General features: G+C 60.1%; 21 protein-coding genes. 9 read left to right on the top strand and 12 right to left on the bottom strand.

The window, feature by feature from the left end; translation table 11 throughout:
• Positions 1-61: 61 nt before the first annotated feature.
• Genes pcaC through KHQ26_RS04230 form a run of 6 tightly spaced genes read right to left on the bottom strand, consistent with a single transcriptional unit; the run spans position 62 to position 5,126 of the window.
• Positions 62-451 carry a 4-carboxymuconolactone decarboxylase gene (gene pcaC / locus KHQ26_RS04205; protein WP_004143067.1) on the bottom strand — a complete coding sequence of 130 codons (390 nt, stop codon included), beginning with the start codon at positions 449-451 and terminating at the stop codon, positions 62-64.
• Positions 444-1,208, bottom strand: a complete 765-nt coding sequence (gene pcaD / locus KHQ26_RS04210) for a 3-oxoadipate enol-lactonase (protein WP_004151556.1) — start codon at positions 1,206-1,208, stop codon at positions 444-446. Before pcaD ends, pcaC begins: the two co-directional genes overlap by 8 nt.
• Positions 1,198-2,550, bottom strand: coding sequence for a 3-carboxy-cis,cis-muconate cycloisomerase (locus tag KHQ26_RS04215; protein ID WP_004151557.1), 1,353 nt, complete (start codon positions 2,548-2,550; stop codon positions 1,198-1,200). The genes pcaD and KHQ26_RS04215 overlap by 11 nt, the downstream gene beginning before the upstream one ends.
• Positions 2,551-2,559: 9 nt before the next feature.
• Entirely contained in the window at positions 2,560-3,762 is a 1,203-nt protein-coding gene (pcaF, locus tag KHQ26_RS04220) for a 3-oxoadipyl-CoA thiolase (RefSeq protein ID WP_004179693.1), read from the bottom strand.
• A 10-nt stretch (positions 3,763-3,772) separates the two neighbouring features.
• Entirely contained in the window at positions 3,773-4,429 is a 657-nt protein-coding gene (locus KHQ26_RS04225) for a 3-oxoacid CoA-transferase subunit B (protein WP_004151559.1), read from the bottom strand.
• 10 nt (positions 4,430-4,439) lie between these two features.
• Positions 4,440-5,126, bottom strand: coding sequence for a 3-oxoacid CoA-transferase subunit A (locus KHQ26_RS04230; protein WP_002903522.1), 687 nt, complete (start codon positions 5,124-5,126; stop codon positions 4,440-4,442).
• Between the two features lie 169 nt (positions 5,127-5,295).
• Between KHQ26_RS04230 and KHQ26_RS04235 the strand changes: the two genes are divergently transcribed.
• Complete coding sequence (locus KHQ26_RS04235) at positions 5,296-6,102, top strand: IclR family transcriptional regulator domain-containing protein (protein ID WP_020805023.1); 807 nt, start codon at positions 5,296-5,298, stop codon at positions 6,100-6,102.
• Here the strand turns inward: KHQ26_RS04235 and smrA are convergent.
• On the bottom strand, positions 6,099-6,662 hold the full coding sequence (gene smrA, locus KHQ26_RS04240; RefSeq protein WP_004143055.1) for a DNA endonuclease SmrA: 564 nt from the start codon (positions 6,660-6,662) through the stop codon (positions 6,099-6,101). The genes KHQ26_RS04235 and smrA overlap by 4 nt on opposite strands.
• Positions 6,663-6,763: 101 nt before the next feature.
• A complete protein-coding gene (locus KHQ26_RS04245) occupies positions 6,764-7,672 on the bottom strand; it encodes a LysR family transcriptional regulator (protein ID WP_004148273.1) in 909 nt (302 codons plus the stop codon).
• 166 nt (positions 7,673-7,838) lie between these two features.
• On the opposite strand from KHQ26_RS04245, the gene KHQ26_RS04250 reads away from it, so the two are divergent.
• The 3 genes from KHQ26_RS04250 to abgT all read left to right on the top strand — a co-directional run bounded on the left by KHQ26_RS04250 (position 7,839) and on the right by abgT (position 12,240).
• On the top strand, positions 7,839-9,149 hold the full coding sequence (locus KHQ26_RS04250) for a M20 family metallo-hydrolase (RefSeq protein WP_020805026.1): 1,311 nt from the start codon (positions 7,839-7,841) through the stop codon (positions 9,147-9,149).
• Positions 9,149-10,594, top strand: a complete 1,446-nt coding sequence (locus KHQ26_RS04255; protein WP_020805029.1) for a M20 family metallopeptidase — start codon at positions 9,149-9,151, stop codon at positions 10,592-10,594. The genes KHQ26_RS04250 and KHQ26_RS04255 overlap by 1 nt, the downstream gene beginning before the upstream one ends.
• A 119-nt stretch (positions 10,595-10,713) precedes the next feature.
• Complete coding sequence (gene abgT, locus KHQ26_RS04260) at positions 10,714-12,240, top strand: p-aminobenzoyl-glutamate transporter (protein WP_029497134.1); 1,527 nt, start codon at positions 10,714-10,716, stop codon at positions 12,238-12,240.
• Between the two features lie 32 nt (positions 12,241-12,272).
• Here the strand turns inward: abgT and KHQ26_RS04265 are convergent, their stop codons facing one another.
• Positions 12,273-12,431, bottom strand: a complete 159-nt coding sequence (locus KHQ26_RS04265; protein WP_002903398.1) for a hypothetical protein — start codon at positions 12,429-12,431, stop codon at positions 12,273-12,275.
• A gap of 292 nt (positions 12,432-12,723) precedes the next feature.
• Between KHQ26_RS04265 and ogt the strand changes: the two genes are divergently transcribed.
• The 3 genes from ogt to uspE all read left to right on the top strand — a co-directional run bounded on the left by ogt (position 12,724) and on the right by uspE (position 15,275).
• Positions 12,724-13,239 (top strand): methylated-DNA--[protein]-cysteine S-methyltransferase, encoded by a 516-nt coding sequence (gene ogt / locus KHQ26_RS04270; protein WP_004224598.1) that lies wholly within the window; start codon positions 12,724-12,726, stop codon positions 13,237-13,239.
• A 194-nt stretch (positions 13,240-13,433) separates the two neighbouring features.
• Positions 13,434-14,186: a fumarate/nitrate reduction transcriptional regulator Fnr gene (gene fnr, locus KHQ26_RS04275; RefSeq protein WP_002903394.1), complete on the top strand. Its 753-nt coding sequence runs from the start codon at positions 13,434-13,436 to the stop codon at positions 14,184-14,186.
• A gap of 138 nt (positions 14,187-14,324) precedes the next feature.
• Positions 14,325-15,275, top strand: coding sequence for a universal stress protein UspE (gene uspE, locus KHQ26_RS04280; RefSeq protein WP_002903391.1), 951 nt, complete (start codon positions 14,325-14,327; stop codon positions 15,273-15,275).
• Between the two features lie 109 nt (positions 15,276-15,384).
• Here the strand turns inward: uspE and KHQ26_RS04285 are convergent, their stop codons facing one another.
• The 3 genes from KHQ26_RS04285 to pntA all read right to left on the bottom strand — a co-directional run bounded on the left by KHQ26_RS04285 (position 15,385) and on the right by pntA (position 18,650).
• On the bottom strand, positions 15,385-15,573 hold the full coding sequence (locus KHQ26_RS04285) for a YdiH family protein (RefSeq protein WP_002903388.1): 189 nt from the start codon (positions 15,571-15,573) through the stop codon (positions 15,385-15,387).
• Between the two features lie 148 nt (positions 15,574-15,721).
• Positions 15,722-17,110 carry a Re/Si-specific NAD(P)(+) transhydrogenase subunit beta gene (gene pntB, locus KHQ26_RS04290; protein ID WP_002903386.1) on the bottom strand — a complete coding sequence of 463 codons (1,389 nt, stop codon included), beginning with the start codon at positions 17,108-17,110 and terminating at the stop codon, positions 15,722-15,724.
• A gap of 10 nt (positions 17,111-17,120) precedes the next feature.
• On the bottom strand, positions 17,121-18,650 hold the full coding sequence (gene pntA / locus KHQ26_RS04295) for a Re/Si-specific NAD(P)(+) transhydrogenase subunit alpha (RefSeq protein WP_020804008.1): 1,530 nt from the start codon (positions 18,648-18,650) through the stop codon (positions 17,121-17,123).
• 521 nt (positions 18,651-19,171) lie between these two features.
• Here pntA and ydgH point away from each other — a divergent pair.
• Positions 19,172-20,122 (top strand): DUF1471 family protein YdgH, encoded by a 951-nt coding sequence (gene ydgH, locus KHQ26_RS04305; RefSeq protein ID WP_002903384.1) that lies wholly within the window; start codon positions 19,172-19,174, stop codon positions 20,120-20,122.
• A gap of 177 nt (positions 20,123-20,299) precedes the next feature.
• A complete protein-coding gene (locus tag KHQ26_RS04310; RefSeq protein WP_004176332.1) occupies positions 20,300-21,682 on the top strand; it encodes an amino acid permease in 1,383 nt (460 codons plus the stop codon).
• The last annotated feature ends 6 nt before the right edge of the window (positions 21,683-21,688 follow it).

Here is a 21,688-nt window from a genome sequence, read left to right on the forward strand (position 1 = left end):
GTGGCGGCTGCGCCTTACCCGGCCTACAACGACTGCCGGGCAATCCGACTCGGACGACGACTCAACCCTGCGCGGCGTCGATGTCGTCAAACACCTGCTGCGCCAGATGCATCGTGGCATTGGCCGCCGGCAGCCCGCAGTACAGCGCAGAGTGCATGATCAGCTCTTTCAGTTCATCGCGGGTCACCCCGTTGTTAAACGACGCGCGCAGATGCATCTTCAGCTCCGCCTCGCGATTGAGAGCGATCAGCATGGCAATAGTGATCATGCTGCGGGTATGGTGATCGAGCCCCGGACGCGTCCAGGTCTCGCCCCAGGCATAGCGGGTAATAAAGTCCTGAAACTCATCATTCAACGGCGTCAGATGCTGCAGCGTACGGTCGACGTGGGCGTCGCCCAATACTTTGCGCCGTACCGCCATCCCGTCCTGATAGCGCTGTTTATCATCCATGGCGTTCCCCCTGGAAAAAGCTCAGCAGCGCCGAAGTAAAGCTTTTCGGCGCCTCAATGTTAGACAGATGCGATGCCGCCAGAACCACCACCTCAGAGGCGGGGATCTGCTGCTGCAGGAAATGAGCGTCACCGACCGTGGTGACAGGGTCACTTTCCCCGGCGATGATTAGCGTCGGCAGCGGGATCTGCCCCACTTCGCCCCGCAGGTCGGCGGCGGCCAGCGCCTCACAGCAGGCGGCATAGCCTTCAGCATCGGTATGGGTCAGCTGGTGACAAAGCGCCTCGACCACCTCCGGCGCCTTCTGGCGAAACGCGTGGGTGAACCAGCGGTCTGCCGCTCCGGCGGCCACCACCGCCATCCCCTCCTGACGTACGGCCCGCGCCCGCGACAGCCAGCTGGCCTGATCGCCAATGCGCGCCGCGGTGTTGGCGACCGCCAGACCATGAAAACGCTCCGGCGCAAAGCGTCCCAGCCACAGGCCGGTCAGACCGCCCATCGAGATCCCGCAGAACCAGGCGCGGTCGATATTCAGGTGATCGAGCAGCGCAATCACATCCTCCCCCAACTGGGCGAGGGTCACTTTGCCATTTTTTGTCGTTTTACCGTGGCCGTGCGTGTCGTAGCGCAGCACCCGGAAATGGGCGGTTAACGCCTCGATCTGCGGCTGCCACATCGCCCGGGTGGTGCCCAGCGAATTGGAGAGGACGATAACCGGCGCGCCATCCGGCCCGTCGAGTTGATAATCAAGATTCATCACGTTGCTCCTGATAACGCGCCAGCACCTGGCGCACAAAGCGTTCGGCGCTGCCGGTCGCCGTTGCCGGGTCCAGCAGCGTGGTTAAGCGTTCACGAGAGAGATACTGACTGACCTGTGGGTCAGCCGCGAGCAGATCGACCAGCGGGTAGTGACGGTCCAGCGCCTGGCGGCACAGCGCTTCGATGTGATGATGCGCCTCGGCTTTGCCAATGAATTCCGCCAGCGCCAGAGTCACCGCCTCAGCCATAATCAGCCCGTGGGTGATATCGAGATCGGCGCGCATTTTCTGCGGGAAAACCTGCATGTCGCGCACCAGCGCCTCGCTTTGCGCCAACGCCCCGCCCACCAGGGTAATTAGCTCCGGCAGGGTCTCCCACTCCGCCTGCCAGCCGCCCAGCGCCCGCTCATGCTGCTGGAGTTGGCTGGCGTAGAGCGTCGCCATCAGCCCCGGCGTACGCTGGGCGGCGGTCAGGATCGCCGCGCAGGCCACCGGATTGCGCTTATGCGGCATCGTCGACGAACCGCCGCGACCTTCCGCCACCGGCTCGCCCACCTCAGCCACTTCGGTCTGCATCAGCAGGGAAAAGTCGTTAGCGAATTTCCCCAGCGTGCCGCAGACGCCGGCGAACCAGGCGCCCGCCTCCAGCAGCCGATCGCGCTGGCTGTGCCACGGAGTATCCGGCAGCGACAGCCCGAGGATCTGCGCCAGCGCCAGGCCAACCGCCGGCCCTTTCTCTTTTAGCGCGTCCAGAGTGCCCGCGGCGCCGCCAAACTGCAGCGCCAGCAGCCGCGGACGCATCTCGCGCAGCCGCTGCTGCCAGCGCAGGAGCGCGTCGAGGGTGCCCGCCAGCTTCAGGCCAAAGGTCACCGGCAGCGCGTGCTGCATCCAGGTCCGGCCCGGCATCACGGTATCGCGATAACGATCCGCCTGGAGAGCCAGGGCCGCCAACAGCTGCTCAAGCAGAGTCTCAGCGGCATCCAGCGCCCCGCGCAGCTGGAGCACCAGTCCGGTGTCGATGGCGTCCTGGCTGGTAGCGCCCCAGTGAACGTAGCGCGCAGCCTCAGGATCTTGCGCTTTTACCTGCGCCGTCAGCTGTTTCACCAGCGGGATGGCCAGATTACCGGCTCCCACCGCCGCCTCGCCCAGCGCGGCAAAATCGATGGCCTCGTGGCGGCAGGCCGCCACAATTGGCCCGACCGCTTCCGGCGGCACCATCCCGCAGGCGGCCTGCGCTTGCGCCAGCGCCGCTTCAAAATCCAGCATGCCCTGCACCCGCTGCGCGTCGCTGAACCAGTCGGTTAGCGGGCTGCTGCGCAGCATCGGGGTCAACAAACTCATTCTGGCTCCTTAAACACGTTCAATAATCAGGGCGATCCCCTGTCCGACGCCGATGCACATGGTGCACAGGGCGTAACGACCGCCGGTCCGTTTCAGCTGATAAGCCGCGGTCATCGCCAGCCGGCCGCCGGAGGCGCCGAGCGGGTGGCCCAGCGCAATCGCCCCGCCGTTAGGGTTCACGTGGGCGGCATCGTCCGGTAAGCCTAAATCGCGGGTCACCGCCAGCGCCTGCGCGGCGAAGGCTTCATTCAGCTCAATGACATCCATCTGGCCTAATGTCAGGCCGGTCTGCGCCAGCACCTTGCGCACCGCCGGCGCCGGGCCAAAGCCCATGATCCGCGGCGCAACGCCCGCCGTCGCCACGCCGACCACCCGGGCCAGCGGCTGAAGATCGTTAGCCGACAGCGCCGTCTCGCTGGCCAGCAGCAGCGCGCAGGCGCCGTCGTTAACCCCGGAGGCGTTACCGGCGGTAACGCTGCCGTCGGCGCGCACCACGCCGCGCAGTTTAGCCAGCGCCTCCAGCGAGGTGCTGCGCGGGTGCTCATCGCGGCTAAACAGCAGCGGCTCGCCTTTGCGCTGCGGCACCTGGACGGCGATCAGCTCATCGGCGAAACGCCCCGCCTCTTGCGCCGCGGCGGTGCGCAACTGACTGCGTAAGGCGAACGCGTCCTGATCGGCACGGGAGATGGCAAACTCATCGGCGACGTTTTCCGCCGTCTCCGGCATGGAATGCACGCCGTACAGGGCTTTCATCTGCGGGTTAATAAAGCGCCAGCCGATGGTGGTATCCTCCATCTGCATGCTGCGGCTAAAGGCGCTCTCCGCCTTCCCCATCACAAACGGCGCGCGGGACATGCTCTCCACCCCGCCGGCGATCATCAGCTGCGTCTCCCCGCTTTTAATCGCCCGCGCCGCGACGCCAATCGCGTCAAGGCTGGAACCGCACAGGCGGTTGATGGTGCTCCCGGGCACGCTCTCCGGCAGGCCGGCCAGCAGCAGCGCCATCCGCGCCACGTTGCGGTTGTCTTCCCCGGCCTGGTTGGCGCAGCCAAAGATCACATCGTCAATGCGCGAGGGATCCAGTCCTGGGTTCCGCGCCAGCAGCGCTTTCAGCGGCAGCGCCGCCAGGTCGTCAGCGCGCATCGTCGCCAGGGCACCGCCGAAACGGCCAAAGGGTGTACGCACCGCATCACAGATAAATGCCTGATTCATCATAGGTTCCTTACGCGCTTTCCGCCAGTTGTTGAAAGGTCAGCGCCACCGGAGTGATGCGCTGCAGCTCTTCAAAAGAGAGGCCGTTAAAGATTTCCCGCACCACCGGGCCGCGGTCGGTGATGTCGATCACCGCCAGGTCGGTATAGATCCGGCTGACGCAGCCGACGCCGGTCAGCGGGTAGCTGCACTGCGCCACCAGCTTGCACTCGCCGTCACGGGTCAGGTGGTCCATCATCACAAACACCTGGCGGGCGCCGATGGCCAGATCCATCGCCCCGCCAACGGCCGGGATCGCATCCGGCGCACCGGTGCTCCAGTTAGCGAGGTCGCCGCTGGCGGAAACCTGATAGGCCCCCAGCACGCAGATATCGAGATGACCGCCGCGCATCATGGCGAAGGAGTCGCCGTGGTGGAAATAGCAGCCCCCCTGCAGGAGGGTGACATACTCTTTACCGGCATTGATCAGCTCGGGATCTTCTTCCCCGGGCTGCGGTTTCGGCCCCATCCCCAGCAGGCCGTTTTCGCTGTGCAGGAACACCTCTTTGTCAGCGGGCAGGTAATTGGCGATGCGGGTCGGCAGGCCGATGCCGAGGTTGACGTAAGCGCCTTCGGGAATATCGCGGGCCACGCGCTGGGCCATTTCGTCACGGGTCAGTTTTTGCATGTCGGGCTCCTCAGGCGCGTTGTGCGGCAGTCAGGTTTTCCAGCGAGAAGACGCGCTGGACGAAAATGCCGGGGGTGATGATGTTTTCCGGATCGAGGTCGCCCAGCGCCACCAGCTGCGAGACCTCTACGATGGTGGTTTTCGCCGCTGTCGCCATGATCGGGCCAAAGTTGCGCGCCGCCTTGCGATAGACCAGGTTGCCCCAGCGGTCGCCCTGGTGGGCTTTAATCAGCGCGAAATCGGCTTTGATCGGGTACTCCAGCACGTAGTGGCGACCGTCGATTTCCCGTGTCTCCTTGCCTTCCGCCAGCGGCGTGCCGTAGCCGGTGGGGGTAAACACCGCCCCCAGCCCGGCGCCGGCCGCCTGGATCCGCGCCGCGAGGTTGCCCTGCGGCACCAGCTCCAGCTCCACTTTGCCGCGACGGTAGAGATCATCGAAAATCTGCGAATCCACCTGGCGCGGAAAGGAGCAGATCATTTTGCGCACCCGGCCCGCCTTGAGCAGCGCGGCGAGACCCACTTCCCCGTTGCCGGCGTTGTTATTTATGATGGTCAGGTCGCGAGCGCCCTGGTCAATCAGGGCGTCAATCAGAAAGGTCGGCTGGCCGGCGGGGCCAAAGCCGCCGATCATAATAGTCGCCCCATCGTGGATCCCGGCGATGGCCTCGCTCAGCGTCGATACGCTTTTATCAATCATCAGGTCGCTCCAGTGATGTGCGGTAATCGCACTTTTATTCGTTGTTCGCACAAAATGTGACCCGCTTAACGATGTCGGTCAAGGGCGATAATCGAAATATGGTGCGATAATCGAACATCGGTTATCTTTAGCGAAAGAATGTGATCGATGGCAAATATGGGGAACAGAAATGGACAAGCATCCAGACGATTCACTGACCGGCGACGGCGATCCGTTTAAAGGCGATCCTAACTTTATGGCCTCCCTGGCGCGGGGTCTGGAGGTGATTCAGGCGTTCACGCCGCAGCGGCCCCTGCTGTCTATCTCACAGATCAGTCAGAAGACCGGCATCCCGCGCGCCGCGGTGCGCCGCTGCCTGTATACCCTGAGCAAGCTGGGGTTCGTGTATGCCGAAGACGGTAAGAATTTCCAGCTGCGGCCGCGGATCCTGGCGCTGGGCCACGCCTGGCTGGCCTCGACGCCGCTGGCGCGTTCGGCGCAGCCGGTGCTGCGGCATCTGAGCGAAATGCTCAATGAGTCCTGCTCCATCGCCACCCTCGACGGCGACGATATCCTGTATATCGCCCGCGCCTCCAGCTCGCGGATTATGACCATCGACCTGGATATCGGCAGTCGCCTTCCGGCGTGGGCGACCTCGATGGGCCGGGTGCTGCTGAGCCATCAGCCGGAGGAGAAGCTCAACGATATGCTGGCCCGGGTGACCATGATCCGCTATACCCCACAGACGGTGGATTCGGTGGCGAAGCTGCGCGCCGAACTGAAACGGGTGCATCAGCAGGGGTATGCCCTCAACGATCAGGAGCTGGAGATGGGGCTGCGCTCCCTCGCGGTCCCGCTGTTTAACGCTCAGGGGCAGGTCCAGGCGGCGCTCAACGTCGGGGTGCATGCGGGCCAGATGACGGCCCGCGAGATGATCGAGCGCGTGCTGCCGGAGCTGCAAAAAGCCGCCCGCGAGCTGACGCTGCTTCTGCGCTAACGACTGCGCTTGGCGTGCTGCTCCCAGGTCTCCTGCTTCGCCTGCGCCGATTTACGCAGCGCAACATAGCAGGCGCCGCTGCCGCCATGATGCGGAAGCGCGGCGCAGAAGGCCTGCACCTCCGGCAGCTCTTCCAGCCAGCGCGCCAGATAGCTGCGGATAATATTGGCGTGGGACTGGTCGTCGCGGCCTTTGCCGTGAACGATCAGCACATTGCGTAACCCCTCTTTCTGCGCCTGCACCATAAAGGCGAAGAGCATCTGCCGGCACTGTTCCACCGGCTGGCGCAGCAGGGAGAGGCTCGCCTGCTGGCTGTATTTCCCCCGCCGCAGCTTATCCAGCACGCCGCTCTGTAGCCCTTCTCGCTTAAACTCCAGCGGCGTGGCGAGCGGCACGATATCGAGATAGCCGGTGGTGAGAAAATTATCCAGCTGCAGGGTATCGACGCGTTGCGGGGCCCGGCTGTTACGCCCGGGATGCCAGTGCACGTCATTATTACGTTTCAGAGGCTGGACATCTTCCATGGCGTCAAGAAACAGGGATTTGTCATCAAGGTTCATGGGCTCTCCTCCAGCGGCTGTCGCCAGCTACTATAGCCGCCTCGCGCTCCCCTCTCAACGCGTTTAGCCGCGTTCGCTGGCAAAGTGAGCGCGACGGACGATTAAGGAAACAATTGTCGGCTCTGGCGGCGGAACAGGGTGATTAACGACGCCGTGAGCGGCGTCTGCCGGGTATCGCGCCGCTGGATCAGATAATAGGTGGCGGTGGGTAACACTTCACGGATGGGGATCATCACCAGTTTGTCGGCCATCAGCGGGTCGTTGCCCAGCTCCACCGGCAGGATGCTGAGAAAATCACTTTTCACCACCAGGCTGATGCAGGATGAGAACGTTTCGCAGACGATCCCCACCTTTGGCTCCCGTCCCAGCTGTTCGAAGCGCTCCTGCAGCTGCTTGAAGTAGCTGCCGCGCGGCGTCGGCATGGTCCAGTGGTGATCCATCAACTCCCCCAGCGAGGTGGCCTGCGCCGCCGGATGGCCCGCGCGGGCGAACACCGCGAACGGTTTCTCAAACAGTTTCTCAAAGCTGAACTCATGGTCGTACGGCCCGGGGTAATAGGTATTAATGGTGAAATCCAGCTCCCCCTGGCGCAGCTCATTAATCATCGCCAGCAGCTGACCCTCCATGATCCGCACCTTCACCTGCGGATGCTGCTGATGAAAGCGGCAGATCACCGACGGCATCAGCGACCGGGCGACGCTGGCGCCAAGGCCAATATTAATTTGCCCGGCCTGTTCCCCCTGGCGCTGCAGCAGTTCATCCTGCGCCGCCCGCAGCTCCTCAAGGATCAGGCTCGCATGTTGATAAAAACTTTCGCCATTGTCGGTTAACGCCACCCCCTGGCTGCGGCGGACGAACAGCTGGGCGGAAAGCCCCTCCTCCAGCTCTTTAATCGCTTTGGTCAGCGCCGGCTGCGAGACCGCCAGCGCCCGGCTGGCGCCACGGATACTGCCTTCCCGGGCTACTTCGACGAAGGCGCGAATTTGATGAAATTTAATCTGAAATGCCATGCTTTTAGTGATAACCGTTGCTTATCAGACAGAAGAAAATGACATCTACTGTAATCCATCAGGCTGTGGCAGGTTAAGGGTGTTAAGGCCTGTAGCGCGTCAGTGATAAACAAAAGCTATCACATCGTGAACGCCGTCACATTTTTTACTTATGACAGGATAAGCTATGCCGCAACTTGATGAATACCTCCGCCAGCTGGCGCCCTCCATGACCCAATGGCGCCGTGATTTTCACCTGCACGCTGAATCCGGCTGGCTGGAGTTTCGCACCGCCAGTATGGTCGCGGATATTCTTGACGGGCTAAGCTATCAGCTGGCGCTAGGCCGCGACGTCATCGATGCCGACAGCCGGATGGGGCTGCCGGACGAGGAGACCCTGGCCCGGGCTTTCGAACGCGCCCGCGAACAGGGCGCGCCGGAGCGCTGGCTGCCGGCGTTTGAAGGCGGTTTCGCCGGCGTGGTGGCCACGCTCGACACCGGGCGGCCCGGACCAACCCTGGCCTTTCGCGTCGATATGGATGCCCTCGATCTCAACGAACAGCATGACGACAGCCACCGCCCCCATCGCGATCATTTCGCCTCCTGCAACGCCGGCATGATGCACGCCTGCGGCCATGACGGCCATACCGCCATCGGGCTGGGGCTGGCGCATGTGCTCAAGCAGTATGCCGCCCAGCTCAATGGCGTCATTAAACTGATTTTCCAGCCTGCTGAAGAGGGTACCCGCGGCGCCCGCGCGATGGTGGCCGCCGGCGTGGTTGATGACGTGGATTATTTCACGGCGATCCATATCGGGACCGGCGTGCCGGCAGGTACCGTCGTCTGTGGTGGAGACAACTTTATGGCCACCACCAAATTCGACGTGCAGTTCAGCGGCGTGGCCGCCCACGCCGGCGGCAAGCCCGAGGACGGGCGCAACGCGCTGCTGGCCGCCGCCCAGGCCGCCCTTGGCCTGCACGCCATCCCGCCGCACAGCGCCGGCGCCTCGCGGGTCAACGTCGGGGTGATGCAGGCCGGTACCGGGCGCAACGTGGTGCCCTCTTCCGCGCTGTTAAAAGTGGAAACCCGCGGCGAAAGCGAAGCCATTAATCAGTACGTGTTCGAGCGGGCGCAGCACGTCGTCGCCGGGGCTGCGGCGATGTACGAAGCCCGCTACGAACTGCGCATGATGGGCGCGGCGACCGCCAGCGCACCGTCGCCGGCGTGGGTGGACTATCTGCGCGAACAGGCCGCCCGGGTGCCCGGCGTGCAACAGGCGGTGGATCGCATCGCCGCCCCGGCGGGCTCCGAAGACGCCACCCTGATGATGGCCCGGGTCCAGGCGCGCGGCGGCCTCGCCTCGTACATGATTTTCGGCACTGAACTCAGCGCCGGTCACCACAACGAAAAGTTTGACTTCGACGAGAGCGTGATGGCGGTAGCGGTCGAAACCCTGGCGCGCGTCGCGCTTAACTTTCCCTGGCAGCGGGGGGTGTAATGGAAGCCATTTTTCAGTTTGTGGACGAGGTGGTTGAGGCACAACGCGACACTTACTGCGCCATCGCCGACGACATCTGGGACCACCCGGAGACCCGCTTTGAGGAGTTCTGGTCAGCCCAACGGCTGGCCGACGCCCTGGAGGCGGAAGGTTTTCAGCTCACCCGCGATGCCGGCGGGATCCCGAATGCCTTTATCGCCAGCGTCGGTGAGGGCCAACCGGTCATTGCCCTGCTCGGCGAATTTGACGCCCTGGCGGGACTCAGCCAGCAGGCCCACAGCGCGGAACCGACGCCCTTGACGCCGGGAGCCAACGGCCACGGCTGTGGGCACAATCTGCTCGGCACCGCGGCATTCGCCGCGGCGGTCGCCGCCAAAGGCTGGCTGCAGCAGCACGGCGACAGCGGCACTCTGCGCTTCTACGGTTGTCCCGGCGAGGAAGGCGGTTCGGGAAAAACCTTTATGGTGCGCGAAGGGTTGTTTGATGATGTCGATGCGGCGCTGACCTGGCATCCGGAAGCCTGGGCCGGGATGTTCAGCACCCGCACCCTCGCCAACATTCAGGCGGCATGGCGATTTACCGGCACCGCGGCCCACGCCGCTAATTCGCCGCACCTGGGCCGGAGCGCGCTGGATGCCGTCACCCTGATGACCACCGGCAGCAATTTCCTCAATGAACATATCATCGAGAAGGCGCGCGTCCATTACGCCATTACCGATACCGGCGGCGTCTCGCCCAACGTGGTGCAGGCGCAGGCGGAAGTGCTGTATTTGATCCGCGCGCCGGAGATGGCCGACGCTGAGCAAATCTTCGCCCGCATAGAGAAGATTGCCCAGGGGGCCGCGCTGATGACCGAGACCCAGGTCAGCTGCCGCTTTGAAAAAGCCTGCTCCAGCTATCTACCCAACCGCACGCTTGAGGCGGCGATGTATCAGGCGGTCTGTCATTACGGTACCCCCGCCTGGAGCGACGAGGAACGCGCTTTTGCCGCGGCGATCCGCGCCACCCTCAGCGCCAACGATATTAACAACAGCCTGAACAATATTGCCGGCACCAGTGGCGAGGAAGGCAAAACGTTCGCTCGTCGCCACCGCGACACCTTGCTGATTGATGAGGTGGCGCCCTGGGCGGCCACGGATAACGTCCTCGCCGGATCCACCGACGTCGGCGATGTTAGCTGGAAAGCGCCGGTGGCCCAGTGCTTCAGCCCGTGCTTCGCGGTGGGTACCCCGCTGCACAGCTGGCAGCTGGTGAGCCAGGGCAGAACCTCCATTGCCCATAAAGGGATGTTGCTGGCGGGGAAAGTGCTCGCGGCGACCGCCATCCGTTTATTCAGCGACAGCGCCCTGCTGGAGGCCAGCCAGCAAGAGTTCAGGCAGGTACTGGCCGAACGCCCCTATCGTTGCCCGATCCCGGCGGAGGTGAGTCCGTCCGTTTTACGATAACCACTTAGAGGCTACTCCTGGCCAACGCTGACCGGATCGCGGCACGCACCGCCCATAATAACCGCCGGCAGTACGGGAGCAGGCCTGCCCAACACAACAACGACAACAGAGGAATGCCCATGAGTATGTCATCCATACCGTCATCTTCCCCCGGCGGAAAGCGCTATGGCTGGGTAGAGAAGATCGGTAACAAGGTCCCGCACCCGTTTTTGCTGTTTATCTATCTCATCGCCGTGCTGATCGCTGCCACGGCAATCCTCTCCGCCCTCAACGTTGGGGTACAAAACCCAACTGACGGTTCGCGGGTGGTGGTCAAAAACCTGCTCAGCGTGGAAGGATTGCACTGGTTTTTGCCGAACGTGATTAAAAACTTCAGCGGTTTCGCGCCGCTGGGCTCGATCCTCGCCCTGGTGCTGGGCGCCGGCTTTGCCGAGCGGGTGGGCCTGTTACCCGCGTTGATGGTCAAGATGGCCTCGCACGTCAGCGCCCGCTATGCCAGCTATATGGTGCTGTTTATCGCCTTTTTCAGCCATATCTCTTCCGATGCGGCGCTGGTGATTATGCCGCCGCTGGGAGCGCTGATGTTTCTTGCCGTCGGTCGGCATCCTGTCGCTGGTCTGCTGGCGGCGATAGCCGGCGTGGGCTGCGGCTTTACCGCCAATCTACTGATTGTCACCACCGACGTGCTGCTCTCCGGGATCAGCACCGAGGCGGCAAAGTCCATCGATGCCTCTTTGCACGTCAGCGTGATCGACAACTGGTACTTTATGGCGACCTCGGTGATCGTTCTGACGCTCGTCGGCGGACTGATCACCGATAAGCTGGTCGAGCCGCGGCTGGGCCAGTGGCAAGGCAGTCGTGATGAAAAGCTGCAGACGCTGACGCCCGGGGAGCGGTTCGGCCTGCGCATCGCCGGCGTGGCGACGCTGGTATTCGTGGCGGTCATCGCCCTGATGGTGGTCCCCGAAAACGGTATTCTTCGCGATCCGGTTCAGCATACGGTCATGCCCTCGCCGTTTATCAAAGGCATCGTGCCGCTAATTATCTTTTTCTTCTTTGTCGTGTCGCTGGCATACGGCATCGCCACCGGCAAAATTCGCCGCCAGGCCGACCTGCCGCAGTTAATGATTGAGCCGATGAAAGAGATGGCCGGGTTTATCGTGATGGTCTTCCCGCTGGCGCAGTTCGTGGCGATGTTCAACTGGAGCAACATGGGCAAGTTTATGGCCGTCGGTCTGACGGACCTGCTGGAGAGTTCAGGCATGAACGGTGTTCCGGCGTTTGTCGGCCTTGCGCTGCTGTCGGCTTTTCTGTGTATGTTTATCGCCAGCGGCTCGGCCATCTGGTCGATTCTGGCGCCGATCTTCGTGCCAATGTTTATGCTGTTGGGCTTTCACCCGGCGTTTGCGCAGATCCTGTTTCGTATCGCTGATTCATCGGTGCTGCCGCTGGCGCCGGTGTCACCGTTTGTGCCGTTGTTTCTCGGCTTTCTACAGCGCTACCGGCCGGATGCCCGCCTCGGCACCTACTACTCGCTGGTGCTCCCTTACCCGCTGATTTTTCTCGCCGTCTGGCTGCTGTTGCTGGTGGGCTGGTATCTGGTGGGACTGCCGATCGGCCCTGGCATCTATCCGCGGCTGTCTTAACCCACCGATGCGCCAGGGACGGCCGCCTTAGCTTAACGCGATATCTTCACTTTGAACTTACGGGTCGCTTCCCCGGCTCCGGCGAATATGCCGAAAAGCGCGCGATACCCTCGCTCAAGCAACAGCGACATACCATGAATAACCAGACCGCTGAAGATCAGTACGATTACGCCAGTCAGTATATATTGCATAGCTCCACCTCTGAGTTATTAACCGCGCCGCGCCGACGCGGTAGCACTTTCCCGAGCGCGCACAGCGGCGCGGAGGACCGACGTCGTCAGCTTAAAAGTAGCAAAAACCCTGTCCGGTAACTCGCCAGGATCGATCCAAAAATAAATCATCGTGGCGATCGCAGAATGCCTCCACGGCGGATAGCCCGCCGTGCTATCTGGCGATGCGGTTTTACCTTTTGGGAGTATAGTTGACTGCCGTCAGCGCGTGGTATCGTGTGCCTCTCATGTACGATGGTGGATGACAGAAACGATGTTGACCTTGCTGCAGGATAAAATGGATACCCCGCTGGGGCCGTTGTGGGTGCTTTGCGACGAACAGTTTAATTTGCGCGCCGTCGAGTGGGACGAGCACCGCGATCGGATGGAAACGCTGCTCGACGTACACTATCGTCGGGAAGGTTATCAGCGCGTCGACTGCCGCAATCCCGGCGGTCTCAGCAGTAAGCTGAGCGACTATTTTGCCGGCGATTTAGCCATTATCGAGACTCTGCCTACCGCCACCGCCGGCACCCCTTTTCAGCGCCAGGTCTGGCAGGCGTTACGCGATATCCCCTGTGGCCAGGTGATGCACTACGGCCAACTGGCCGAGGCGCTCGGTCGTCCCGGCGCCGCGCGCGCGGTGGGCGCCGCCAATGGCGCCAATCCGGTGAGTATCGTGGTGCCCTGCCATCGGGTCATCGGGCGCAACGGCACCATGACCGGCTATGCCGGCGGCGTACAGCGTAAAGAGTGGCTTTTGCGTCATGAGGGCTATCTGTTGCTTTGACTGAAAATGCCTTTTCTGGAATTTTCAGGTAATTTTACAATCAAAAGTGGCGTAATAATCTGTTTTTAATCAAATAGATACACAAGCGATTTGATTTACCCTGCTGATATTACGTGTTTCCGGGCCTGAAGACTTACCTGCTGATCAAAAAGATGTTAAAATTGACCAATATCAATTAAGGCCTGAGCAGACATATGATCCCTGAGAAGCGAATTATTCGACGCATTCAGTCTGGCGGTTGTGCAATCCATTGTCAGGATTGCAGCATTAGCCAGCTCTGCATCCCCTTTACTCTGAACGAGCATGAGCTTGATCAGCTGGATAATATTATCGAGCGGAAAAAGCCTATCCAGAAAGGTCAAACCTTGTTCAAAGCCGGTGATGAGCTGAAGTCGTTGTACGCTATTCGCTCCGGGACCATCAAAAGCTATACCATCACCGAGCAAGGTGATGAGCAGATCACTGGCTTCCATCTGGCGGGCGACCTGGTGGGCTTTGACGCCATCGGCACCGGTCTGCACCCGAGCTTTGCGCAGGCGCTGGAAACCTCAATGGTCTGCGAGATCCCCTTCGAAACTCTTGACGATCTTTCCGGAAAAATGCCCAATCTGCGTCAGCAGATGATGCGCCTGATGAGCGGTGAGATTAAAGGCGACCAGGATATGATCCTGTTGCTTTCCAAAAAGAATGCCGAAGAGCGCCTGGCCGCGTTTATCTATAACCTTTCTCGTCGTTTCGCCCAGCGCGGCTTCTCACCACGTGAGTTCCGGCTGACCATGACCCGCGGCGATATTGGCAACTATCTCGGCCTCACCGTCGAAACCATCAGCCGTCTGCTGGGCCGTTTTCAGAAAAGCGGCATGCTGGCGGTGAAAGGCAAATATATCACTATTGAAAACAGCGATCTGCTGGCCCAGCTGGCCGGGCAGGCGCGCAACGTCGCTTAATCTCTGCGCAATACCTGGTCACGATCGGCAATTTTTTCAGATTTGTTGATCTGACCAGGCTCCTCCCCTGTTTCAATTCATCCATATAGGTTATCTTTTTAATAACTGACGGTAGCTGCAGTTGTAAGGAGACCCTGTATGGCGAAGTATCAGAGCATGCTGGTAGTAATCGATCCTAACCAGGACGACCAGCCGGCGCTAAGGCGAGCGGTGTACCTGCACCAACGGATTGGTGGACGCATCAAAGCCTTTTTGCCGATCTATGATTTTTCCTATGAAATGACCACCCTGCTGTCGCCGGACGAGCGGACGGCAATGCGCCAGGGCGTCATTGCCCAACGAACGGCCTGGATCCGCGAGCAGGCGAAATTCTACCTGGAATCGGGCGTGCCGATTGACGTGAAAGTGGTGTGGCACAACCGCCCCTTCGAAGCGATTATTCAGGAGGTGGTCAGTGAGAAACACGATCTGCTGCTGAAGATGGCCCACCAGCACGACAAACTGGAGGCGGTGATCTTTACCCCGACGGACTGGCATCTGCTGCGTAAATGCCCTTGCCCGGTGTGGATGGTCAAAGACCAGCCGTGGCCGGAAGGCGGCAAAGCGCTGGTCGCCGTCAATCTCGCCAGCGAAGAGAATTATCACAACACCCTTAACGAGAAGCTGGTTCGCGAGACGCTGTCGCTGGCGGAAGAAGTCAACCACACTGAAGTGCACCTGATCGGTGCCTACCCGGTGACGCCGATCAATATCGCGATAGAACTGCCGGATTTTGATCCCAGCGTCTACAACGACGCGATCCGCGGCCAGCATCTGCTGGCGATGAAAGCGCTGCGGCAGAAGTTTGGCATCGATGAAAAATTCACCCACGTCGAAAAAGGACTGCCTGAGGAGGTGATCCCGGATCTCGCCGAGCATCTGCAGGCGGGGATCGTGGTGCTGGGAACGGTCGGACGTACCGGCCTGTCGGCGGCGTTCCTCGGCAATACCGCGGAACAGGTTGTCGACCACCTGCGCTGTGACCTGCTGGTGCTGAAACCGGAGGCCTACCAGACGCCGGTGGAACTGGACGACGACGACGACGATTAACCGCTACCACTCATCTTCCCCCGCCTCGCGGGGGATTTTTTTGCTTGCTGCCAGCCAGGCACAAAAAAAGGGCCGCTGACGGCCCCTGTCGCTGTCCAGCGAGAATGGCTTAGTGGATACCCAGACGCCAGGCCAGATCGATCTCTTCTTTCAGCTCCAGCGAGGAGAGCGCCATCAGGTCAGCAAACTCCAGCTCCAGCAGTTTAAGTTTTTTCAGATACTGCGCTGGGGTCATGACGGTGGGGTCGCGGCGTAAGAATTCGATGGCCATCTGCGTTGGGGTTAACTCGGTATCCATAATATCCTCTGTCTGATGTAAGAACCGGAACATTATATCACCTCTTGCCGCTTATTTTATGAACAACTCCAGGCATCCCCTTGCATATAAAAAAGCCGTCTCACAGGAGACGGCTTATAAACAAACGTTGTAAAACAATGATGTTACATTACAGCGCTTTCAGGATCGCATCGACGCTGGCTTTAGCATCGCCAAACAGCATATGAGTGTTCTCTTTAAAGAACAGCGGGTTCTGTACGCCGGCGTAACCGGTGTTCATTGAACGCTTAAAGACCACCACATTCTGCGCTTTCCACACCTCGAGCACCGGCATGCCGGCGATCGGGCTCTTCGGATCGTCCTGCGCCGCCGGGTTGACGGTATCGTTGGCACCGATCACCAGCACGGTGTCGGTGTCGCTGAAATCGTCGTTGATCTCATCCATCTCCAGCACGATGTCGTAAGGCACTTTGGCTTCCGCCAGCAGGACGTTCATATGCCCCGGCAGGCGCCCGGCCACCGGATGAATACCAAAGCGTACTTTGATACCCCGCGCCCGCAGCTTCTCGGTAATTTCTGCTACCGGATACTGCGCCTGAGCCACCGCCATACCGTAGCCCGGGGTGATGATCACCGAGTGCGAGTTTTTCAGCATCTCCGCCGTCTCTTCGGCGCTAATCTCACGATGCTCGCCCACTTCTTCATCGCCGCCGCTGGAGGAACCATCGGTGCCGAAGCCCCCGGCGATCACGCTGATAAAGGAGCGGTTCATCGCCTTACACATAATGTAAGAGAGGATGGCGCCGGAAGAGCCCACCAGCGCGCCGGTGACGATCAGCAGGTCATTACTCAGCATAAAGCCCGCCGCCGCTGCCGCCCAGCCCGAGTAGGAGTTGAGCATCGAGACCACCACCGGCATGTCAGCACCGCCGATAGAGGCCACCAGGTGCCAGCCAAAGGCCAGCGCGATCGCGGTCATCACCAGCAGGCACAGGACCTGGGTGCCGGTGCTGTCAGAGCGAACAAAAATCACCATCAGGATGAAGGAAACCACCAGCGCCGCCAGGTTCAGCTTATGGCGATTGGGCAGCATCAGCGGCCTGGAGGAAATTTTGCCGCGCAATTTACCAAACGCCACCACCGAACCGGTGAAGGTCACCGCGCCGATGAAGATCCCGAGGAACACTTCGGTCAAATGAATATTGACCAGAATTTGCTCCATACCGGTTTCATGCTGCAGGTAGCTGTTGAAACCCACCAGCACCGCTGCCAGCCCCACGAAGCTGTGCAGGATAGCCACCAGCTCCGGCATTTCGGTCATCTCGACCTTCTTCGCCAGACGAATACCGATCGCCCCGCCGATCACCATCGCAAGAATAATCCAGCCGACGTTGCCGGCGTCCGGCCCCAGGATGGTAGCAATCAGGGCAATGGCCATCCCGGCGATGCCGAAATAGTTGCCCTGCTGCGACGTTTCGTGTTTCGACAGGCCCGCCAGGCTGAAAATAAACAGGATTGCAGCAACAATGTATGCAGCCGTTACTAATCCACCAGACATGTGCTACCCCTTATCCTTTGCGAAACATTTTCAGCATGCGCTGAGTCACGGTAAAACCACCGAAAATATTAATGCTGGCGATCAGCACCGCGATAAAGCTCAGGAAGCTGACCCAGCCGCCGTGGCCTATCTGCAACAACGCGCCAACCACGATAATGCCCGAAATGGCATTGGTCACCGACATCAGCGGCGTATGCAGCGCATGGGAGACGTTCCACACCACGTAGTAACCCACCACGCAGGCCAGCGCGAAGACGGTGAAATGGCCGAGGAACTCTTTTGGCGCCACGTTGGCCAGCCAGCCGAAGAGAATAATCGCCAGCGCCATCAGCGCATATTTGCGCCACGGCGACGCCGGTTTCACCGCTTCTTTCGGCGCTTCCACTTTTATCGCCGCGGCCTGCGGCTGAGCGGAGACCTGAATCGGCGGCGCCGGCCAGGTTATTTCACCTTCGCGAACAACGGTCACACCGCGCACTACCACGTCATCGAAATCGATAACGATATTGCCGTCTTTCTCTTTGCACAGCAGCTTCAGCAGGTTCACCAGGTTGGTGCCGTAGAGCTGGGAGGACTGGGTCGGCAGACGGCCAGGAAGATCGGTGTAACCGATGATTTTCACGCCGTTGGCGGTGGTCACCACTTCGCCCGGTACGGTGTACTCACAGTTGCCGCCGTTTTGCGAGGCCAGATCGACCACCACGCTGCCCGATTTCATGGAGTCGACCATTTCGCGGGTGATCAGCTTCGGCGCCGGTTTGCCCGGGATTAACGCCGTGGTGACAATGATATCGACCTCTTTCGCCTGCGCGGCGAACAGCGCCATTTCAGCCTTAATAAAGGCCTCAGACATCACCTTGGCGTAGCCATCGCCGCTGCCCGCTTCCTCTTTAAAGTCCAGCTCGAGGAACTCGGCGCCCATACTCTGCACCTGCTCCTTCACTTCCGGACGGGTATCGAAGGCGCGAACAATAGCGCCCAGGCTGTTGGCGGCGCCAATCGCCGCCAGACCGGCTACCCCGGCGCCAATGACCATCACCTTGGCGGGCGGAACCTTGCCTGCCGCCGTAATCTGCCCGGTAAAGAATCGACCAAATTCATGCGCCGCTTCAACGATAGCGCGGTACCCGGCGATGTTGGCCATTGAGCTGAGCGCATCCAGCGACTGGGCGCGGGAAATACGCGGCACGGAATCCATCGCCATTACGTTGATATTACGGGCCGCCAGTTTTTCCATCAGCTGCGGGTTTTGCGCCGGCCAGATAAAACTAATCAGCGTGGTCCCCGGATTCAGCAGGGCAATTTCATCGTCATTCGGAGCATTGACCTTAAGGATGACATCAGACTGCCATACCTCGTCGCCGGTCACGATTTCAGCTCCTGCCTCGGCAAAGGCCTCATCGTCAAAGCTGGCCAGCTTCCCGGCGCCGCTTTCTACCGCGACGCTAAAGCCGAGTTTGAGCAATTGCTCAACGGTCTTCGGCGTGGCGGCGGCCCGGGTCTCCTGGGCTAGCCTTTCTTGTGGTACACCAATACGCATAGTTTTCCCTTCCATCGGTTTTTGATGATGGTTTACTTTTCTGCCCAACAACGCCAGGACGGCAAAATCTTCCTCGCCATCTTTCGCTGTCTACAAAATGAAACAGTAACAAACTTTTTATAACCTACTGAAAATACCGATTGTGATCTACTGCGATAAAACACAAATTTTGATTTTATTGCTTATTGTCAGCTCAGATGGGTCCGGGCAGCAATATTTACCTGAATTTGCCGCCCAGGCCTGATAATCCGCTTATCCTGCGGTATAAAACGCCATTTATCGCCATTGAGATCATTGTGTTAACATTACATTAACTAATAAAAGTGGTATTGATTATCGTTTTTGCTGGTCAAGCGCCTGTTTTTTCAACATATCGAAAAATGTTATCTTTCCGTAGTATACGATTCGGGCGGCAAGCAAAAATTGACGCAGACAGTCACGGCGATTAAATGCAATAATCAAACGTTTTCAGTCAACAACAACACCAGTATATGGTTTGCGCAAGGCAAAGGATTATTTTTATGAAGCTTAAAAACACCCTCCTGGCGTCTGCTCTCCTGACAACCGCCACGTTGTCTGCCCATGCAGCGACCGAGTTGACCCCGGAGCAGGCGGCTGCGCTGAAGCCCTACGATCGCGTTGTCGTCACCGGCCGGTTTAATGCCATTGGCGATGCGGTACAGGCAGTATCGCGCAAAGCCGACAAAGACGGCGCGGCCTCATTCTATGTTGTCGACACGTCGGACTACGGCAATGGCGGCAACTGGCGCGTCACGGCTGACCTTTATAAAGAAGACGCGCCGAAAGCGGATGCGCCGAAGAATCGCATTATCAACGGCGTGATGGAGTTGCCGAAAGATCAGGCCGTTGAGCTGATGCCTTACGACACCGTCACCGTTCAGGGCTTCTATCGCAGCCAGCCGGAAGTCAACGACGCCATCACCAAAGCGGCGAAAGCAAAAGGCGCCTATGCGTTCTTTATCGTCCGCCAGGTTGACGCCAACCAGGGCGGCAACCAGCGCATTACCGCTTATATCTACAAAAAAGATGCTGAAAAACGCGTGCTGCAGAGCCCGGACGCTATCCCGGCTGACTCTGAAGCTGGCCGCGCAGCGCTGGCCAAAGGCGGCGAAGCGGCGAAGAACGTGGAAATTCCGGGCGTTGCCACCACCGCCGCGGTGGGTTCGGGTACCGGCGTTGGGCGTTTCTTTGAGACTCAGTCTTCGAAAGGTGGACGTTACACTGTCACTCTGCCGAACGGCACTAAAGTCGAAGAAGTGAACAAAGTGACTGCGGCGCAAATGGTGCCGTTCGATAACATCCAGTTCACCGGCAACTACGGCAACATGACCGAAATCTCCTATCAGACGGCGAAACGCGCGGCGAAGAAAGGGGCGAAGTACTACCATATCACCCGCCAGTGGCAGGAACGCGGCGGCAACATCACCATCAGCGCCGATTTGTACAAATAATCGCTGCTGGCTGGCTAAAAAGGCGGCGCATTGCCGCCTTTTCATTTTTTTTCATCCCCCGCCATTGCATGGCCCCCGGACACTCCGTAAAATCCCGCGCCTTAGCGCAATCCTCCATTTTTATGCGATTTCGCAAAATAAATATTCTGGAACAGCCATTTTCACCTCGGGAATGCAATGGAAAAGAAACTGGGCCTGAGCGCCCTGACCGCCCTGGTCCTTAGCTCAATGCTCGGCGCTGGCGTATTCAGTTTGCCGCAAAATATGGCTGCCGTGGCCAGCCCCTCCGCTCTGCTCATTGGCTGGGCCATCACCGGCGTCGGGATCCTGTTTCTCGCTTTCGCCATGCTGCTGTTGACCCGTATTCGTCCCGACCTCGACGGCGGGATCTTCACCTACGCTCGCGAAGGATTCGGCGAACTGATCGGCTTCTGCTCCGCCTGGGGATACTGGCTGTGCGCGGTGATCGCCAACGTCTCCTATCTGGTTATCGTCTTTTCGGCGCTCAGTTTTTTCACCGATACCCCTGAGCTGCGCCTGTTTGGCGATGGTAATACCTGGCAGTCTATCGTTGGCGCGTCGGTTCTGCTGTGGGTCGTCCACTTTCTGGTCCTGCGCGGTGTTCAGACGGCAGCGGGGATTAACCTGGTGGCCACCCTCGCCAAGCTTCTGCCGCTGGGCGCCTTTGTCGCGCTCGCCGCCCTGGCCTTTCAGCTGGATACGTTCCGCCTCGATTTTAGCGGCCTGGCGCTGGGCGTGCCGGTATGGGAACAGGTCAAAAACACCATGCTGATCACCCTGTGGGTGTTTATCGGCGTGGAGGGGGCGGTAGTCGTGTCCGCGCGGGCGCGACACAAGCGCGACGTTGGCCGCGCGACGCTGCTGGCGGTGCTGTCGGCCCTCGCGGTGTATCTGCTGGTCACCCTGCTGTCGCTGGGCGTCGTGCCGCGCAGCGAACTGGCCGAAATGCGCAACCCGTCGATGGCGGGACTGATGGTCAGGCTGATGGGGTCGTGGGGGGAGATCGTCATTGCCGCCGGGCTGATCGTGTCGGTGTGCGGCGCTTATCTCAGCTGGACCATCATGGCCGCGGAGGTGCCTTTCCTCGCCGCCACTCATAAAGCCTTCCCGCGCCTGTTTGCCCGTCAGAATAGCAACAACGCCCCCTCCTCCTCATTGTGGTTGACCAATATCAGCGTTCAGGTATCGCTGGTGCTGATCTGGCTGACCGGATCGGACTACGGCACGCTGCTGACCATTGCCTCTGAGATGATTCTCGTGCCTTATCTGCTGGTCGGCGCCTTTCTGCTGAAAATCGCCACTCGCCCGCTGCATAAAGCGGTGGCTATCGGCGCCTGTATTTATGGCATATGGTTATTATACGCGTCGGGGCCTGTGCATTTGCTGTTGTCGGTGGTACTTTACGCTCCGGGTCTTCTGGTCTTTTTGTACGCCCGACGTACGCACCAGCACGATCGTTCGCTCAAACGCCGCGAAGTGGCGCTAATTGGTTTATTGCTGGTTGCCGCTGTGCCGGCAACGTGGATGCTGGTGGGGTAAGCGGTC

The organism is Klebsiella sp. 10 (assembly GCF_018223925.1).
GTDB lineage: Bacteria > Pseudomonadota > Gammaproteobacteria > Enterobacterales > Enterobacteriaceae > Klebsiella > Klebsiella pneumoniae.

Excerpts from the sequence above, each read along its gene's own strand:
- pcaC (WP_004143067.1), bottom strand. The coding sequence starts at position 451 with ATGGATGATAAACAGCGCTATCAGGACGGGATGGCGGTACGGCGCAAA.
- pcaD (WP_004151556.1), bottom strand. The coding sequence starts at position 1,208 with ATGAATCTTGATTATCAACTCGACGGGCCGGATGGCGCGCCGGTTATC.
- KHQ26_RS04215 (WP_004151557.1), bottom strand. The coding sequence starts at position 2,550 with ATGAGTTTGTTGACCCCGATGCTGCGCAGCAGCCCGCTAACCGACTGG.
- pcaF (WP_004179693.1), bottom strand. The coding sequence starts at position 3,762 with ATGAATCAGGCATTTATCTGTGATGCGGTGCGTACACCCTTTGGCCGT.
- KHQ26_RS04225 (WP_004151559.1), bottom strand. The coding sequence starts at position 4,429 with ATGCAAAAACTGACCCGTGACGAAATGGCCCAGCGCGTGGCCCGCGAT.
- KHQ26_RS04230 (WP_002903522.1), bottom strand. The coding sequence starts at position 5,126 with ATGATTGATAAAAGCGTATCGACGCTGAGCGAGGCCATCGCCGGGATC.
- KHQ26_RS04235 (WP_020805023.1), top strand. The coding sequence starts at position 5,296 with ATGGACAAGCATCCAGACGATTCACTGACCGGCGACGGCGATCCGTTT.
- smrA (WP_004143055.1), bottom strand. The coding sequence starts at position 6,662 with ATGAACCTTGATGACAAATCCCTGTTTCTTGACGCCATGGAAGATGTC.
- KHQ26_RS04245 (WP_004148273.1), bottom strand. The coding sequence starts at position 7,672 with ATGGCATTTCAGATTAAATTTCATCAAATTCGCGCCTTCGTCGAAGTA.
- KHQ26_RS04250 (WP_020805026.1), top strand. The coding sequence starts at position 7,839 with ATGCCGCAACTTGATGAATACCTCCGCCAGCTGGCGCCCTCCATGACC.
- KHQ26_RS04255 (WP_020805029.1), top strand. The coding sequence starts at position 9,149 with ATGGAAGCCATTTTTCAGTTTGTGGACGAGGTGGTTGAGGCACAACGC.
- abgT (WP_029497134.1), top strand. The coding sequence starts at position 10,714 with ATGAGTATGTCATCCATACCGTCATCTTCCCCCGGCGGAAAGCGCTAT.
- KHQ26_RS04265 (WP_002903398.1), bottom strand. The coding sequence starts at position 12,431 with ATGCAATATATACTGACTGGCGTAATCGTACTGATCTTCAGCGGTCTG.
- ogt (WP_004224598.1), top strand. The coding sequence starts at position 12,724 with ATGTTGACCTTGCTGCAGGATAAAATGGATACCCCGCTGGGGCCGTTG.
- fnr (WP_002903394.1), top strand. The coding sequence starts at position 13,434 with ATGATCCCTGAGAAGCGAATTATTCGACGCATTCAGTCTGGCGGTTGT.
- uspE (WP_002903391.1), top strand. The coding sequence starts at position 14,325 with ATGGCGAAGTATCAGAGCATGCTGGTAGTAATCGATCCTAACCAGGAC.
- KHQ26_RS04285 (WP_002903388.1), bottom strand. The coding sequence starts at position 15,573 with ATGGATACCGAGTTAACCCCAACGCAGATGGCCATCGAATTCTTACGC.
- pntB (WP_002903386.1), bottom strand. The coding sequence starts at position 17,110 with ATGTCTGGTGGATTAGTAACGGCTGCATACATTGTTGCTGCAATCCTG.
- pntA (WP_020804008.1), bottom strand. The coding sequence starts at position 18,650 with ATGCGTATTGGTGTACCACAAGAAAGGCTAGCCCAGGAGACCCGGGCC.
- ydgH (WP_002903384.1), top strand. The coding sequence starts at position 19,172 with ATGAAGCTTAAAAACACCCTCCTGGCGTCTGCTCTCCTGACAACCGCC.
- KHQ26_RS04310 (WP_004176332.1), top strand. The coding sequence starts at position 20,300 with ATGGAAAAGAAACTGGGCCTGAGCGCCCTGACCGCCCTGGTCCTTAGC.